Source organism: Gammaproteobacteria bacterium (assembly GCA_013816845.1).
Classification (GTDB): Bacteria; Pseudomonadota; Gammaproteobacteria; order DSM-16500; family DSM-16500; genus Aquicella.
On sequence record JACDDU010000004.1, the window covers coordinates 61,193 to 78,308 of the forward strand.

Annotated in this window: 16 protein-coding genes; 5 read left to right on the top strand and 11 right to left on the bottom strand. The window is 40.5% G+C overall.

Annotated features, from left to right (window positions below; all coding sequences use genetic code 11):
* Positions 1-139: 139 nt before the first annotated feature.
* Together H0W64_08570 and H0W64_08575 are read right to left on the bottom strand one after the other, a co-directional pair.
* Entirely contained in the window at positions 140-1,336 is a 1,197-nt protein-coding gene (locus H0W64_08570) for a class I SAM-dependent rRNA methyltransferase (protein ID MBA3661766.1), read from the bottom strand.
* A 52-nt stretch (positions 1,337-1,388) separates the two neighbouring features.
* Positions 1,389-2,576 (bottom strand): hypothetical protein, encoded by a 1,188-nt coding sequence (locus tag H0W64_08575; protein MBA3661767.1) that lies wholly within the window; start codon positions 2,574-2,576, stop codon positions 1,389-1,391.
* Between the two features lie 135 nt (positions 2,577-2,711).
* Between H0W64_08575 and H0W64_08580 the strand changes: the two genes are divergently transcribed.
* The 4 genes from H0W64_08580 (at position 2,712) to H0W64_08595 (ending at position 7,204) form a co-directional block, all read left to right on the top strand.
* Positions 2,712-3,869, top strand: a complete 1,158-nt coding sequence (locus tag H0W64_08580) for an isovaleryl-CoA dehydrogenase (protein MBA3661768.1) — start codon at positions 2,712-2,714, stop codon at positions 3,867-3,869.
* 101 nt (positions 3,870-3,970) lie between these two features.
* Entirely contained in the window at positions 3,971-5,515 is a 1,545-nt protein-coding gene (locus H0W64_08585) for a methylcrotonoyl-CoA carboxylase (GenBank protein MBA3661769.1), read from the top strand.
* Between the two features lies 1 nt (position 5,516).
* A complete protein-coding gene (locus tag H0W64_08590; protein ID MBA3661770.1) occupies positions 5,517-6,308 on the top strand; it encodes an enoyl-CoA hydratase/isomerase family protein in 792 nt (263 codons plus the stop codon).
* On the top strand, positions 6,308-7,204 hold the full coding sequence (locus H0W64_08595; GenBank protein MBA3661771.1) for a hydroxymethylglutaryl-CoA lyase: 897 nt from the start codon (positions 6,308-6,310) through the stop codon (positions 7,202-7,204). The genes H0W64_08590 and H0W64_08595 overlap by 1 nt, the downstream gene beginning before the upstream one ends.
* On the opposite strand, the gene H0W64_08600 is transcribed toward H0W64_08595, so the two are convergent.
* The 8 genes from H0W64_08600 to H0W64_08635 all read right to left on the bottom strand — a co-directional run bounded on the left by H0W64_08600 (position 7,187) and on the right by H0W64_08635 (position 14,854).
* Positions 7,187-8,578, bottom strand: coding sequence for an amino acid permease (locus H0W64_08600; GenBank protein MBA3661772.1), 1,392 nt, complete (start codon positions 8,576-8,578; stop codon positions 7,187-7,189). The two genes, H0W64_08595 and H0W64_08600, sit on opposite strands and share 18 nt — an antisense overlap.
* Positions 8,579-8,737: 159 nt before the next feature.
* Positions 8,738-10,120: an aldehyde dehydrogenase family protein gene (locus tag H0W64_08605; protein ID MBA3661773.1), complete on the bottom strand. Its 1,383-nt coding sequence runs from the start codon at positions 10,118-10,120 to the stop codon at positions 8,738-8,740.
* A gap of 42 nt (positions 10,121-10,162) precedes the next feature.
* On the bottom strand, positions 10,163-10,567 hold the full coding sequence (locus H0W64_08610; GenBank protein MBA3661774.1) for a DUF1284 domain-containing protein: 405 nt from the start codon (positions 10,565-10,567) through the stop codon (positions 10,163-10,165).
* The gene (locus H0W64_08615) at positions 10,568-11,131 is read right to left on the bottom strand and encodes a biotin transporter BioY (GenBank protein ID MBA3661775.1); all 564 of its coding nucleotides are present in this window, start codon (positions 11,129-11,131) and stop codon (positions 10,568-10,570) included. It lies immediately after the preceding gene.
* A 110-nt stretch (positions 11,132-11,241) separates the two neighbouring features.
* The gene (locus H0W64_08620; GenBank protein MBA3661776.1) at positions 11,242-11,619 is read right to left on the bottom strand and encodes a hypothetical protein; all 378 of its coding nucleotides are present in this window, start codon (positions 11,617-11,619) and stop codon (positions 11,242-11,244) included.
* Between the two features lie 105 nt (positions 11,620-11,724).
* Positions 11,725-13,359 carry an electron transfer flavoprotein-ubiquinone oxidoreductase gene (locus H0W64_08625; GenBank protein MBA3661777.1) on the bottom strand — a complete coding sequence of 545 codons (1,635 nt, stop codon included), beginning with the start codon at positions 13,357-13,359 and terminating at the stop codon, positions 11,725-11,727.
* Positions 13,360-13,401: 42 nt separating this feature from the next.
* Positions 13,402-14,583 carry an acetyl-CoA C-acyltransferase gene (locus H0W64_08630; GenBank protein ID MBA3661778.1) on the bottom strand — a complete coding sequence of 394 codons (1,182 nt, stop codon included), beginning with the start codon at positions 14,581-14,583 and terminating at the stop codon, positions 13,402-13,404.
* A 76-nt stretch (positions 14,584-14,659) separates the two neighbouring features.
* Entirely contained in the window at positions 14,660-14,854 is a 195-nt protein-coding gene (locus H0W64_08635; GenBank protein MBA3661779.1) for a hypothetical protein, read from the bottom strand.
* Positions 14,855-15,000: 146 nt separating this feature from the next.
* Between H0W64_08635 and H0W64_08640 the strand changes: the two genes are divergently transcribed.
* Positions 15,001-16,509, top strand: coding sequence for a hypothetical protein (locus H0W64_08640; protein ID MBA3661780.1), 1,509 nt, complete (start codon positions 15,001-15,003; stop codon positions 16,507-16,509).
* Here H0W64_08640 and tpx read toward each other — a convergent pair.
* Positions 16,504-17,031: a thiol peroxidase gene (gene tpx, locus H0W64_08645; protein MBA3661781.1), complete on the bottom strand. Its 528-nt coding sequence runs from the start codon at positions 17,029-17,031 to the stop codon at positions 16,504-16,506. The two genes, H0W64_08640 and tpx, sit on opposite strands and share 6 nt — an antisense overlap.
* Positions 17,032-17,116 lie beyond the last annotated feature (85 nt).

Consider the following 17,116-nt stretch of genomic DNA (forward strand, 5'->3'; position numbering starts at 1 on the left):
AGCTCGAGTAATCGAGCATTCTTTAAACCCATATGGAGAAACATCATGGTTAAGAAGAAAAAAGCTGGCGGCACCAAAGGAACCAAGAAGAAGTAAGCACGAGCATCAGGGAAGTATTTCTAAAGCTTCCCTGGTCATTTCACACTATCCCATCTTTTAATTTTCTAATAAATAAAGCTTTTAAATAATTCATTTCCGTTAAATTAACTAGAATCGGATGATCTTGCGCTTGATGACCCGCTTCAAGAATGCAAGCTTTTACTTTTGCTTGCAATGCCGCACGCTTAACCATTTCAGCAAAATCACTTTCTGTAATTGGCCTCGAACAAGAGCAGCTTAACAAGATGCCATCATCGTTTAACAATTTGAACGCCAAAGCATTGATCCGCTGATAAGCAATTAATCCAGCTTCTTTATCTTTTTGTTTTTTAACAAATGCAGGGGGGTCAAGGATGATGACGTCAAATGTTTGATGCTCTTGCTGCAGCGTTTTAAGAGCAGTAAAAGCGTCTTCATTAACAGTTGCAACGTTTTTGAGATGATTGAGTTCAGCATTTTGCTTAATGGCAGCAACTGCTTTTGCGGAGCTATCAATGCATAACACTTGCTTTGCTCCATTTGCTGCAGCTTGGATGCCAAAGGCGCCTAAGTAACTAAATACATCCAAAACTCGTTTACCTTCGACATAACTTTTAAGCCTGGCACGATTATTACGATGATCATAAAACCATCCAGTTTTTTGGCCTTCCCAAATGGGAGCATGAAATTGCACTTCATTCTCTTCAACTAAAACTTGCTGAGGGGGTTCTCCTACGAGCGGCTCAATCGTTTTGGACAATCCTTCTAGCACGCGAGCAGAGGTGTCATTACGACATAATACTGACTGAAGATCCGGGAAAGCTTGAGTAAGCGCCTGCCCAATCACTTGGGCACATTGATTCATACCAGCGGTGTTTAACTGACAAACAAAATGCTGACCAAAACGATCAATAATTAAACCCGGTAACCCATCTGCCTCACCATAAATGAGTCGGTAAAAAGGTTTGCTAAAAAATTGCGTGCGATAGCTTTCAGCCTTCAATAAACGTTCCACAAAAAAATTCGAATTTAAGGTCGCCTTCGGGTCGGCACTAAATACACGTAAAGCAATGAGCGAGTGGGGATTGATATAGGCTTTACCCAGGGTTCGACCCGCAGCTAATTCAACAACCACTTCTTGACCAGGTAAAAATGATTTAAGGGGCGTGAGAGCCGTATCAATTTCATTGCTGTAAATCCAAGGCAAACGGTTATTAATACGGCTTTCAACATTTTTCTTTAAACGAACGACTGACATATTTATTATCATTATAATTAGAATAGTTGAGCGTTATTCTAAACCATAATGCTTACTTTGGACGTAGTGAAGGTGAATAATTTTCCATGACGCCATTTTCATTGGCAGGCAAATTAGCCTCCTCATCATTTTTTTCATTTAACAGTATTGGACTTTTGCTATCAACTTCTAAATCGTTAGGCGGTTCATTTTTTCCGACTAAAGCCTTGGTAGAAGGAGGGGTTTGATAGACACAAACACCGGAGAAAGTCGTCGGTCTAATACGTGTTGATTCAGAAGGTGTGGTAGGGGGGCGGTACGAATTTTCAGCTTCAACATCGGCAAATATATCTTCTACATTGATGTGTTTTGATGAAGATTTATTTGGTTTCGTCGTAAGGTTTCGCTCATCGCTTGGGATTCCTTGCGCTCGAAATTCAGCAAAAGATCGACAGGTTAAACGCGTATATTTATCTTCATAAAGCGTTTCACAAGCATTGGGCTGCAATAGATAAGGTAAAGAAAAATTCCCATCGAAATGCCGTTGTGAGTGGAATTTCTCTACCTTTTTTTCAATTTTAAATTGATTTTCACGTTCAGGAATGGTGAGTAAATAATCAAGGAAATGCGTCCAATCATAACGCGAAATAGTTTTAACATCTTCTAAATAACATAGATTGAGAATATTACGTCGAATTTGGTTATTGAGGATTTTTGGTTTATGAGCAACGCCATGATTTTGTTGTGCATTATCTACGGCAGTATTTTCATATGTTTCTGCTTCTTTCAACAGGAATTGAATTTTTTCTTTCAGTGCTTTGCTGTAAATGTCCCCTTCATCTTTTTTCATGCTAATAACTATTTCATTTCTTATTGCGTGCAATATTTCACAACACCGCGATTGCATTTTTATTTTATTACGAAATAATATATTGCCTAACGGAATGCGTTCTGCAGCTTCATCTTTTAAACTCTGGGCATTTTCTGCTTTTTCACCTAAATCAAAAATAAAATCAATCCAATTTTCTGGCTTATCTTCAAGTGAACTTATCCTAGATCGAACTTGGTCACAAATATCAAGTAACGTTTTCGTCGTCTTATCATCGCCCGTGAGATGAGCGGCAGTTTTTTTGAAAAAGCGTACGCCTCTTTTATAAAGAGTCGCATCCGGTTCTCGATTGAGTTCTACACTCTCACTTTTGTCGTAGTAAATGTATAAATCTAAAATGTGATTAAGTACTTTTGTGTCGGGCGCGGGCATTTGTAAAGTCTCCTACTGAAGGGCCACTCCATTGCCCACATATTAAAGCAATTATCTTAAGAAAACCTTAAGATTTGTTTTTCATGACGTTTAAGTTTTATGTACAATTCAATAACTCGTTACAAGGATTTGTACATGTCTTTTTTAAATGATGCTCAAGATGAAACTATTCAATTATTACGTAACACGGTTCGTGAATTTGTTGAACGGGAGATTGCACCCCGCGCTGAAAGTATTGATCGCGATAATCAATTCCCTAATGAATTGTGGCCTAAATTTGGTGAATTAGGTTTACTTGGTATCACTGTTGCTGAGGAATATGGTGGAACAAACCTTGGCTATTTGGCTCACGCTATCGTGATGGAAGAGATAAGTCGGGGTTGTGCTGCGGTTGCTTTGAGTTATGGAGCTCATTCTAATTTATGCACGAATCAAATTCATTTGCACGGTACATCAGCACAAAAAAAACAATATTTACCGCTTCTCTGTAGTGGAAAATTCATTGGTGCGCTCGCGATGAGTGAACCCAATGCGGGTTCTGATGTTATGAGTATGCGATTAACAGCAACGCAAGAAAAAGATAGTTTTGTTTTGAATGGAACGAAAATGTGGATAACAAATGGTCCTTGTGCCGATGTAATTGTCGTCTATGCACGCACCATGCTTCCCGATAATTCCAGTGGAATTTCTGCATTTATTGTTGAATCGAAGTGGGAGGGTTTTAAGACCGCGCAAAAATTAGATAAATTAGGCATGCGCGGGTCCAATACCTGTGAATTGGTTTTTGAGAATTGTAAAGTGCCTTCCGAAAATGTTTTAGGTCAAATTAATGGTGGTGCGAAAGTTTTAATGCAAGGTTTGAATTACGAACGTTTAATTCTAGCTGCAGGCCCTGTAGGTATTATGCAAGCATGCATGGATGCGGTTTTACCTTACGTCCATGTGCGTAAACAGTTCGGTAAATCCATTGGTGAATTCGAATTGATCCAAGCTAAATTAGCAGATATGTATACAGGACTAATGACTTCGCGTGCCTATCTTTATGCGTTAGGAGAAGCTGCAGATCAAGGGCAGCTTGACCGTAAAGGCGCAGCATCTCTTATTTTATATACGGCAGAGCAGGCAACGAAAGCAGCAGGTGAAGCTATCCAATGCTTAGGTGGGAATGGATACATTAATGAATACCCCGTGGGTCGCTATTGGCGCGACGCCAAACTTTATGAAATTGGTGCGGGAACTTCAGAAATTAGACGCATGCTTATTGGAAGGGAATTATATAAAGAACACCAATAACACGTTAAGTTAAGAATGTCGCAAATAAGGAACACAGCGTGACTGAATTTCAATCGCAAGTTAATTTGAAAGATAAGCTTTTTCAGCAAAATTCACAAAGCATGCAAAAAATCGCTGCAGAATTTAATAAGATAATGCTGAAGCAACAAGAAGGGGGCGGTGTAACAGCTCGTGAACGGCATAAAAAACACGGCAAACTTCTCCCCCGTGACCGTATTGAACTCTTATTGGACCCCGGTTCCCATTTTCTTGAGCTCTCTCTTTTTGCGGGATATGAATTGTACGACGATTTACTTCCTGCTGGTGGCTTAATTACAGGCATTGGCAGAATAAACAATGTTGATTGCATGATTATTGTCAATGATGCAACGGTTAAAGGGGGTACCTATTATCCCATTACTGTAAAAAAACATTTACGTGCACAAAAAATTGCAGAACAAAATCGTCTTCCATGCATTTATTTAGTCGATTCGGGCGGCGCCTTTCTTCCAAAACAAGACGAAGTCTTTCCAGATGAAAATCATTTTGGCCGAATTTTCTATAATCAAGCCAATTTATCTGCCCAAGGTATTCCTCAAATTGCCGTCGTCATGGGATCTTGTACAGCAGGTGGTGCTTATATCCCTGCAATGTCAGATGAATCGGTGATGGTACGTGAGCAAGCTACTATTTTTTTAGCTGGCCCACCGCTCGTGAAAGCAGCTACAGGAGAGATCGTCACGGCTGAAAATTTAGGAGGAGCAGATGTACATTGTCGTACGTCCGGGGTTGCAGATTATTATGCGCAAAATGATGAACACGCATTGGCAATTACTCGCGAAATAGTGGCCAATTTAAATTATCCCGCATCAAACAATTTCATGTTTCGCGAAGTTAAACCGCCGCAATACGATGAAAGTGAATTATATAGCATCATTCCTAGCGACCCCCGCTATCCCTTCGATGTGCGGGAAATTATTGTTCGCATTGTGGATGGATCACGTTTTGATGAATTTAAAGCACTCTATGGGAAAACCATGGTTTGTGGATTTGCTCGGATTTTTGACATGCAGGTAGGCATTATTGCGAATAACGGTATTTTATTTTCTGATGCTGCCTTGAAAGCTACGCACTTCATTGAGCTTTGTGCTAAACGCGGTATTCCACTTTTATTTTTACAAAATATCACAGGGTTTATGGTAGGCAGCAAAGTCGAGGCGGAAGGCATTGCCAAACATGGGGCCAAACTTGTTAATGCCGTTGCTTGTGCCAAAGTTCCCAAGATTACCGTGATCATCGGTGGTAGTTTTGGTGCGGGCAATTACGCTATGTGTGGTCGAGCCTTTGAGCCACGCTTCTTATGGATGTGGCCCAATGCGAAAATTGGCGTAATGGGTGGAGAACAAGCTGCAAGTGTGCTTGCTCAAGTCACACGGGAGAAGAAAGAGCGGGCGGAGGAAGCTTGGGATGATGCAGCAGAACGTGCACTGAAAGCACCGATTCTTGAGCAATATGCTAAACAATCTTCGGCTTATTACTCAAGTGCAAGATTGTGGGATGATGGTATTATTGATCCCATTAATACGCGTCACATTGTAGGAATGAGTCTCGCCATTTCCTTGAATGCACCGATTCCCCCAACTGAGTTTGGTTTATTTAGGATGTAATATGCTGATTTTAAAAACGCTGGATGTGTTTCCCCAGACAGACCATACACTCATTGTTAGATTTAACCGTCCAGCAGTACGGCATGCTATTAACCTTGAAATGATGCGCGAATTGAAACAGCTTTGGGAAAGCATTCCTACAGCTTATCCAGAAGCGCGCTCTGTCATTTTAACCGGCTCTAATCAAGCCTTTTGTGCCGGTGCTGATTTGAAAGAACGTTTAGGAATGAGTCTTACTGTGTGGCGCGATCAATATCAAGTTCTGACCCAAGCGTTAGATGCCATGCTGCAATTCCCGTTACCTCTTATAGCCGCCGTAAATGGTTATGCATTTGGTGGAGGGCTTGAACTTGCCTTAGCTTGTGATTTTATTTATGCAAGTGAACAGGCGAGCTTTGCGCAATCAGAAGTCAAGCTGGGACTGATGCCAGGCGCAGGAGGAACTCAAAACTTACCGCGCGCAAGTGGCTTGCGACGTGCTAAAGAATTAGCTTTTACCGCTCAAATCTTTACAGCCCATGAAGCTTATACATACGGTATTGTTAATCAAGTCGTGCCGCATGATGAATTGATGACCCAATGCTTAGCGGTGGCTGCGCATATTAATACTAATGCTCCGCTTGCAGTTCAGCAAGTTAAGCGCACGATGAACGCGACCCAAGCCTTGTCACTTATTTCAGGATTACAATTTGAACGCAAGACTTATGATGCCTTGTTAGAAACCAGCGATCGTCTGGAAGGTATTGCTGCTTTTAATGAAAAGCGCCAACCACAATTTACAGGGAAGTCATAATGAGTTTTCCTCACGCGGTCAAACTGGTTGAAGTCGGACCACGGGATGGATTGCAAAATGAAAGCCAAATTATTCCTACGGCGACTAAAATAGAATTTATTAATCGATTATCTGAAACAGGATTGCCTGTTATCGAAGCAACAAGTTTTGTCTCTCCTAAGTGGGTTCCACAACTTGCCGATGCGAGTGAAGTTTTGCGGGGCATCGATAAAAAAAAAGACGTGGAATATACCGTCTTAGTTCCTAATCTCAAAGGGCTTAAACAAGCCATGCTGGCAGGTGCTACTTCCATTGCTGTTTTTACGAGCGCTTCAGAAACTTTTTCTCAGAAAAATACCAATTGTACTATTGCAGTTAGCTTAGAACGAATTGCTGCAATCATTGCACATGCTAAACAACATCAGTTGATTATTCGTGGTTATATCTCCTGTGTGCTGGGTTGCCCCTATGAAGGGAAAATCAACGTTGCACAAGTTGTTACTTTAACCCATGCCTTATTTCAAATGGGTTGCAGCGAAATTTCATTGGGCGATACAATTGGAGTGGGTACCCCCTTTAAAACCAAATCTATGCTAGAGCAAGTGTTCCAAAAAGTTCCGGTTGAATCAATTGGTGTGCATTTCCATGATACGTATGGGCAAGCTTTAGCAAATATTTATGCGGCCTTACAAGAAGGGGTTACGACGATTGATAGTTCAATCGCAGGATTAGGAGGTTGTCCTTATGCCCAAGGTGCAAGTGGTAATGTAGCGACAGAAGACATTTTGTATATGCTAGACGGTATGGGAATCGAAACTGGCGTGAATATGGAAAAGCTTTTAAATGTCTCTCGGTACATTAGTCAGGTTTTAAAACGCCCGCCTGCCTCAAAAGTGGGTTTAGCGCTCGCGCTCTGATTTGCTTTGTTGTTGCAAAAGACTATGGTTTTTACCATAGGTAAAATAAATTACAACGCCAATCCCTGTCCAAATTAAAAATCTAAACCAAGTAATGGCTGGCAGATTAAGCATGAGATAAAAGCAAAAAAGTATGCCAAGAACAGGAATGAGGGGGTTATAAGGTAATTTAAAAGGTCGCTTTAAATCAGGATGGGTCGAGCGAAAAACCATAACACCCGCACACACAAATAAAAAGGCTGCTAACGTGCCGATATTAACAAGTTCTGCCGCTCGATCAATAGGTGCAAAACCAGAAACCAAACACATAATTATCGCAACAACAATGATAATACGCAGCGGGGTATGGGTACGGGGGTTAATGAAAGCAATTTGCTTTGGAATTAACCCATCACGTGCCATCGCTAAGCATACCCGAGTTAATCCATAGTACATAATCAAAATAACCGTGGTTAATCCAGCCATAGCACCCGCAGCTGTGATTCCTGCAGCAGTCCGGTAACCGATATGTAACAAAGCGTCTGAAACGGGCGAACCTACATTCAATAGCGTGTAATGACGAATCCCTGTCAGCAAGAGGGCAACGGCGATGTAAATTAAAGTGCATACGATAAGCGATACAATGATTCCAATCGGAATATCACGTTGGGGATTAATCGTATCTTCTACTGCAGTCGAAAGTGCATCAAAACCGATGTAGGCAAAAAAAACTAATGCTGCGCCACTCATAACGCCTGACCAACCAAAGGGAAGGAAAGGCGTCCAATTATCCGTGTCTATATTGATGGATGCGATGATGATAAAAAGGGCAATGGTGAGTAATTTAATGGTTACAATGACGGCATTGAAGCGAGCACTTTGTTTTACGCCAAGCGATAACAACGCTCCTAATGCAAGCACAATGAATACCGCAAGTAAATTGATGAAACCGCCCTCAAAAATATTTTTAGTAATGACAAGGGGCAAGTTTATATGCATCGATTGTAATAAATTATTAACATATCCAGCCCAACCAATAGCAACGGTTGATACAGACATGGCGTATTCTAAAAGTAAATTCCAGCCAATAAGCCACGCTGCAAATTCACCAAACCCGGCATAAGCATAGCTGTAGGCGCTGCCAGTCCCGCCGACGCTTGCTGCAAGCTCTGCATAAGCCAATGCAGCAAATAAAGCGGCCGTTCCCGCAATAGCATAAGAAAAAACGATGCCGGGGCCCGCTGCAGTCGCCGCGCCAACGCCCGTCAAAACAAAGACACCCGCGCCAATAATGGCGCCAATTCCCATAAAAATTAAATCAAAAGCTGTGAGTGTACGATGTGCAAATTCACTAGGTGGACCAACGGGTTTTTTTCTAAAAAGTGAACTAAACATTTGCTTACCTCAAATGTTTACACGTATAGGAGAGAGGGCCTGCGGTTGTGTAGGACGTCTGCTGGGTAAACTTTTCATTTACTCACCCTACATTCGATTAAAGCCGCGAAAGAACACTTAATGAATTATCTTACTACGACGATTGCGTCTTGAGAAGGCTCACCATCGAAGCAGCCGCGTTAACCACCATGTCTTACGTTCGCTATAGGGTGGATACATAGGTTTGAAATCAAGTGACGCATAGTGTTCATACAAGCTCTTTTGGTGTGAAAAAGTAAGAAAAGAGAAATAGCCATGATATTGACCCATGCCGCTCTGTCCCACTCCACCAAAGGGTAAGTTGAAATTGGCAAGGTGGAGTAGGGTATCGTTAATACATCCGCCGCCAAAGCGAAGTTGATTCATTATTTTTTGTTGATTGTGACGATCCTTCGTAAAAAAATAAAGTGCGAGAGGAATAGGATGGCTATTAATCGCATTGATGACTTCTCCATAATGCTTAAAAGTAAGCATGGGTAAGATTGGCCCAAAAATTTCTTCTTTCATCAAAGGATGATCCCAGGTCACGCCGTCGATAAGCGCAGGTTTAATTTGCATTGTTTCAGCATAACTTTCACCACCCACTAAAATAGTTACATTATTGAGTAGATCATTGAGATGATCAAAACGCTGTCTATTAATTATTTTGCAGTATTGCTTCAGTGAATCATTATCAGGGAAAAAAGTTGTGAGTGCCGTACGGTAAGCATTAATAAACTCATCTCTGACATCGTGATGGACAAAAACATAGTCAGGCGCTACACAGGTTTGACCCGCATTAACAAACTTCGCCCAAGCGATACGTCTTGCCGCATAGGCAATATTAGCCGTCTGATCAACGATACAAGGACTTTTGCCTCCTAACTCAAGCGTAACTGGCGTTAAATATTTTGCAGCCGCCTCCATCACCTTTTGTCCAGTTGTACTACCGCCGGTAAAAAAAATGTAATCGAAAGGTTCCTTTAACACTTCTTTCGCACGGTCTACGCCACCCGATAAAGCAAAGAGATAGGATGCAGAAAAATTGCCATTGATTAAGTCAGTAAAGCATTGTTGAAAGGCGGAGGCTTTTTCCGAAGTTTTGATGACGACACAATTACCAGCCGCTATTGCACCGATTAAGGGAGATAAGGTTAAGAAGTAAGGGAAGTTCCACGGAGAAAAGATTAAAACACTTCCGTAGGGTTGATAATAAATGTTTGAACGACCTGGAAAAAGCATCGGAAATGGTGTAGCAACTTTTTTTGTTTTCATCCATTTTCTTAAATGCTTTAAAATAAAGTCAATTTCTTTATATATTAAAAAAATTTCGGAAAGTAAACTTTCAACTCGAGGTTTGTTCAAATCTTTTTTTAATGCACCAAGAAATTGGGGTTCATGCATTTCGAGAAGCAGTTTTAATTTTTTTAATTGCTCAATACGATATTCGTAGGGCAAGGTGACGTGGGTTAAAAAAAATTGGCGTTGTGAGGATAAGAGAGTTGCAAGTGTAGGTTCAATCAAAAAAAATCCCCCCTAGATTTTAAAAGATGCGATGCGTCGTGATCAGCTTAAGAAGGCTTTCAAAGTGGTTTCACACATGCCATAAATTTTCCATTCGCAATCCTTGCAAATTTCATGGAATTGAGCCATGGATAATTTATCTTTCATTAATTGACGTGCTGCTTTCCACGTCATCAAATCACCTGCATTTACCCCAAGTACTTGTTGATGAGCTGCATCTAACCGTTCTATCTTGGATTGTGTTGCGCAACGATTTTTTGAGCGATGGGGACAAGGGGTACAAATTGAATCCGTTTCAAGAACTACTTCGATGAGCACATCATTAGCTTCATTTTTATTTAATAAAGTCATGATAGCGGCAAAATTTTCAATAAAAGGTTGCGAGTACCCTTTGCCTTGAAAAGTTAAAGCACATAGAAAATGATGCGGTCGAAAATTGACGCGCAATTATTGATTTCTCCAAAAGCGGGGAATGAGAAGCGATGCAAAAAAGAGCTTAACAGCTTCTGGCAGCAGAAAAGGTTGCACACCCCATTTAAAAGCATTTTCAAAGCCTATCAAAAGGGCGAGGTGAAGATATCCGAAAGTCAAAATAACGGTAACACCACATAATGCTGCAACAAAAGATTTAAACATACTTTGACCAAAACCCTTTTCAGCCAAATAACCACTCAACATAGCTGCAGGTAAAAAACCTAACAAATAACCGCCTGTCGGACCCATGAATACGATGGGACCTTGGGCGAATTCCGCAAATACGGGTAATCCCAAAAGACCTGCAGTTAAGTAAACACCCAGGACATAACTGCCTCGTTTCGCGCCCAGTATCATGCCTATCAGGACCACAGTTGCACTTTGGAAAGTAAGCGGCACAGGAGTGAAAGGGATACTAAGTTGAGACGCTATAGCAAGTAGAATAACCCCGGAGAAGACTAAGAATGTTTCTTTTAAGATATTGTTATTTTTACTCCATAAGATACTTGCAAGCTGTGCAGTTTCTGTGTGAATCATGAGTGCATTTCCTAACTGATAAGAGCATCGATCTTAATCATTTCCCTTGCAAAAGTAAAAGGGCGAAAAAAAGACAATTCAAGACTAGGGTCGGTCAAACGCAAAATCGATTAATGCAGCTCAGATTTAATGTAACTACACTTTATTTCGTAACTCGTATTGTTACGACCTTTCGTTTCAAGTCGGAACTGGCCCTCGTAATCTGCTAATTCTTCATATTTTTCATCCGGGATATGATCGCTTTGTAAGCGAACAGGAAGAAAGGCGGATTTATCGCGACCTTTGTAATCAAATTTAATTTGAATGGGACCGCGATTAGCCTGGCAATAAATGCCAGTTTTCTCAGAAAAATTATAATCGACATGTACAATATCGTGGCTTTGAATGCGGAGCGTGAAGGGGATATGACGATAGTATTGTGCTGCGTAAGTGACAGGAGCCGTAAAAATAATGAACACTAGCAGCAGAGGAAGTGACAAGAATCGCATGACTCACCTCGTTTTTATTGCGCGGATGCGCTTATTATTATGAGACTTTTACCATATCATATTTACCTGAAACGATAAAGGCAGATCAGTCTTCAGATTTTCTACCTACATCATTTCATACTGAGGACCGCTTCCTCCTTCAGACGGAGTCCACACAATATTTTGCGTCGGATCTTTGATGTCACAAGCTTTACACTGAACGCAATTTGCGCCATTGATGTGGAGACGCGGTTGATTCCCTTCATTAAAAAGGATTTCATAAACACCCGCAGGGCAATAGCGTGTTTCGGGCGAGGCATATTCTTTATAATTAATTTCAATAGGAACGCGATGCCGATCTTTCAACTTAAGATGATAAGGTTGATCCTCGTCATAGTGAATGTTAGCAAGATAAACGGACGTCGATAAATCAAAAGTAAGTTGATTATCATGCTTAGGGTACTCAATTTTTTTACAAGCTGCGGCTTTTTTCAAAGTTAAATGATCAGGACAACGATGTGTAAAGGTCCAAGGTGCGCGTCCGCGTAATAAATAAGTATCTATAGCTGCGTAAGCTAAACCTAACCACAATCCATGACGAAAAGCTGGGCGGATGTTGCGCGCGGTATATAAATCTTTCCATAACCAACTGTTTTTTAAATTGACAGGATAGCTTGTGCATTCTTTCGGAGAAGTTGTCGTGTCTAGCATCGGAAATAAACTTTCTGCTGCAATCATTCCTGATTTCATTGCGTTATGAATGCCCTTTATTTTAGGAACATTTAAAAATCCAGCGGCATCGCCAATGATAAGACCGCCTGGAAAAATTAATTTAGGAATGCTTTGTAACCCCCCTTCAATTAATGTTCTTCCACCGTAACCAATGCGCCTGCCATTTTTTAGTAAAGGCGCAATGGCAGGATGCGTTTTAAAACGTTGAAATTCTTCATAGGGATTAAGGTAAGGATTTTCATAATCTAATCCTACAACAAATCCGATACTAATAAAGTTTTTTCCGAAATGATAAAGAAAAGCGCCACCATAAGTTTTTTGATCAAGCGGCCATCCAACAGTATGGGCAACTTTGCCTACTTGATGCATTTCGGGTGGAATTTCCCATAATTCTTTAATACCTAAACCATAGGTTTGAGGAGCAGATTTCTCAGTTAAATTAAAACGTTTAAATAAAGTTTGTGTTGCAGAGCCTCGGCATCCTTCGGCAAAGATGACTTGTTTTGCACGTAATTCTATACCGGGTTGAAACTGAGATTTGGGTTCACCTTTTCGATCTAGTCCTAAGTCGCCGGTTGCGACCCCACAAACGCAATCTCCTTCGTAAAGTACTTCAGTTGCTGCAAAACCAGGAAAAATATTGATACCCATCGCTTCCGCTTGTTTTGCAAGCCATACGCAAAACTGTCCTAGACTAATAATATAATTACCGTGATTATTCATTTGGGGTGGTGTTGGAAGTGTAATAGAGTGGGATTTTGTTAAAAAAGAAAAAGAATCTTCGGTAACAGCCGTATGCTGAGGAGGCTCTAATGAAAGCCAATCGGGCAGCAATTCATTTAAGGCGCGGGGTTCTAACACTGCACCCGAAAGGATGTTCGCACCGACAGATGCAGCTTTATCGATGACACATATGTTTAATGGTTTTTGTTCTTTAAGACTGAGTTGCGCCAAACGAATACTTGCTGAAAGACCTGCAGGACCTGCGCCCACAATGACAACATCAAACTCCATGACTTCACGATTCATCGTCATTCCCTAGTTAACTAATTTAAAAATAGGATGCAGTGATCACATCATTTCAATGGCAATACCCGTTGCCTCACCACCACCAATACACAAAGCAGCGATACCACGTTGTAATCCGGCTTGTTTCAAGGCAGCAATGAGTGTAACGACAATGCGTGCGCCAGAAGCCCCGATTGGATGTCCCAACGCACAAGCGCCACCATGAATATTTATTTTTTCTAAAGGAATTTTCAAATCATGCATTGCTGCCAAAACGACCACGGCAAAAGCTTCATTGATTTCGAATAAATCGACATCACCGATGTTCCATCCAACTACTTTTAATAATTGATTGATCGTATCAATGGGAGCAATCGTAAATTCACTGGGATGACGCGCGGTGTTAGTTTGACCGACAATGCGTGCGATAGGCTTAATATGTTCTTTTTTAGCTGTAGAAAGACGCATCATCGCTAAAGCTGCAGCACCATCTGCAATAGCGCTTGAATTACCGGCTGTGACTGTACCATCTTTAACAAATGCTGGTTGTAATTGGGTTATCCGCTCAAGATTGACACTGAACGGCCGTTGGTCTTCAATAATTATTTTTTCGCCTTCTTTAGTCTTAACAGAAAGCGGTACAATTTCCGCCGCAAATAATTTATTGCGTGTAGCACTACGGGCACGCTCAAAAGAAACAAGGGCATACTCATCTTGTTGTTGGCGTGTAAAGCCATATTGCTTAGCACATTGGTCTGCATAAAAGCCCATAGACTGACCCGTATAAGCGTCTTCTAAACCATCCAACACCATATGATCATCAATTTCACTTCGACCTAATCGATAGCCTTGACGCGCTTTTTTAAGTAAGTAAGGGGCATTCGTCATGCTTTCCATGCCACCCGCAATGACAATGCCAGCTGCATGAGTTTGTAATGTGAGATGTGCAAACATAATGGCTTTCATTCCCGAGCCACATACCTTGCTAATCATGGTGCACGGTGTTTTATCTGGTAATTCTGCGGCGCGAGCCGCTTGTCGCGGCGGAGCTTGTCCCACACCGGCTGGTAAAACACAACCTAAGAGAACTTCATCAATAGAGGAAGGGTCGAGACCAGCACGTTGATAAGCGGCTTTAATGACAGTTGCACCAAGGGCTGGACTTGGAAATTCTTTTAAGTCACCCAACAAATTCCCCATGGGAGTTCGTGCGAAGCTGACAAAGACAGTTGAATCATTTTCCATTGCTAAGAATCCTAAACTAATTTGGATAGTAGTTTAGCTGAAGCTATGATAAAGGCTAAATAAAATTTAGTGTGGTTTACTTGCTGATGCGATCATCAAGGGTGTCGTTCTCAGAAGGGTCAAGCGCAAATTTGGCTTTAATTTTGGCAAGATCTTCTTCACTAACTTGAATTCCTGCTTCCTTTAAGGCAACTTCAGGATTTAGGCGAAAAGCTTCGCGAAAAGTCAGATTATTTGCCCATTTACTATAAATTTCCAATAATTGTGTCATATTCGCCACCATTTTTTTTAAATATAGCACAGGGTACGCAGAATGTTAGTTCAGTAAGCTATTGAAATAAAAGCAATAAAATAGTATTAAGATTTCCTTAACCTTAAATACATACACTAAAAAAACGTTCGCAAAGGAATTAATACATGTTGAATCGGAAACTTAGCGAATTTGCAGCCAAGTTGCCCCAGCTTTATAAAGGGAGCAATCCGCAACGAAAAAAATACACGCAATTTAATTGTGCGTTATCTTCTGGTAAAGCCGCTGTCCAATCCACTTCAGATTTAATCGCACTGGGTTCATTGATTTATAAGCTTGAAGATATAAAACAAAATGAATATCCCAATGGATCTGCAACATTAAAAAAAGGCTATGTCTATAATTCCGGTAGTGAATTATATACTCACATTAAAACATTTTTAAAAAATCAATTTCCCGAGATGCTTGAAGGAGATCATCGCTTAGTTTGCCTTTGGCAGTTTTATAAATATATAAACTGTCAAAGTGATCGTGACGTTTTTGCAAAACTTGGTTTAGAAAAACACAAATTATTAAAAGATATTCGAATACTTTTAAAAAATATTTTGGATAGAGAATCAAGCCGCATCGCACTCATTGCTGAAGGTGTACCGCAAGCAAGAATTCTCCATGAAAATATTAAAAAATTGTCAGCTGATTATCAAACTGCAACGCAGTCGCGTCTATTTACCAATAATAGTCGCTATGCGTTAATTAATAATATCAATTTAGTGGATAAAACATGCAGTACGTTTTATCCCGAACCTAAAAATGAACGCGAAAAAGATACTTTATATATGCAGACTAATAATGTGCGGATGGGTGCGTACTTATTAGGTATTTTAACGCTTGAAAATGAATATCATCTTCAAGAAGGTGAGTTACTAAAATTATGCTTGCATAGTATCGGCGAAAAGAAAACCAGCCACATTAAACGCGATAAAAAAATCGAATGGCTGGAAGCTTTATCATTTCATTTAAAACGCATTCAAGAAAACGCTACTTATTATACTGAATTTAAAGCCTCCCTTTCGAAAGATGAAGCAAAATACTTCGAACGTTTTATTGCATCCCTGGAACGAATTTTATTAGATCAAAAAATAAAAAAATTAAAACCAGGATTGAAGCCTTCGAGAAAAAGACAATGTTTAACTGCAGTCGTTAGTGCAGGTCTTACACAATTTTTAACAGGTGTTGCCATACCTTCTCTCACTGGCACAGTCGTTGCAACGGGTCCCGCGGGATTTGTAGTATTTGGTGCAGGAACAATTTTAATGACTCAATTAGGGAGATTAGTGGGTGATCAACTTATCTCGAAAGCTGAAGCCTATCTTTGTGCATCCCTTTTAGAAAAAATTGGCGATGAGCTGGCACTTAAATCAGTAGAAGCCGCAACCTATACCTTTTCCATGGGTAAAGAAGGATTCACTGCGCTTTTAAATCATCCCGCTTTGTCTAAGAATAAAGAATTTTTAAAACTCTGGATTTCCACATTGTTAGAATTGCCAGACGATTTTATTCCTGCTCATGAAAAAACGCATATTCGAGCCTTAGCAGGACTTGAAAAAGCCACACCCACGGTTGTGAATGTAGAGGACGAGGATTTTGTTATGGTACCAAAAGTCCGTTTTCTATAAATCCAGCGATGGGGTTAGGGTTTCATTCAACGCAGTTGTAATTGCTGCGTAGTCTGGCTCTTCTGTAATTTCTTGAACTTGTTGCGTGTAACGCACAATCCCTTTCTTATCCAAGATAACGACGGCCCGTGAGAGTAATCCTTCAAGCGGGCTTTCCAAAATGGAAACACCATAGTTTTCTCCAAACTCAGAATGTCTGAAAACCGAAACAGGTTGAACGTTGTTTAAATGTTCGGAGGCACAAAACCGTTTTTGTGCAAAGGGAAGATCTGCTGAAACACAAAGTATTAAAATTTCAGGGTATGCTTTCGCAATTTCATTGAAACGTTGCATCGCCGTTGCACAAGTGACGGTGTCTAAACTTGGAAAAATATTTAAAACGATTGGTTTCCCTAAATAATTTTTAAGTGAAATTTCACTTAAATCAATTTTAGTCAAGGCAAAATCAGGGGCGGGTTGCCCAATGATGGGTAATTGACCTATTGTTTGTAATGGCGTTCCATTAAAAGTTATCGTCGTCATTAGCATCCTCCTTGACATGATCTGTTCATTATATGATTTTTATTCGCAAGTTTGCTAGTCTTTAAGTCTAACAATGACAGGATAA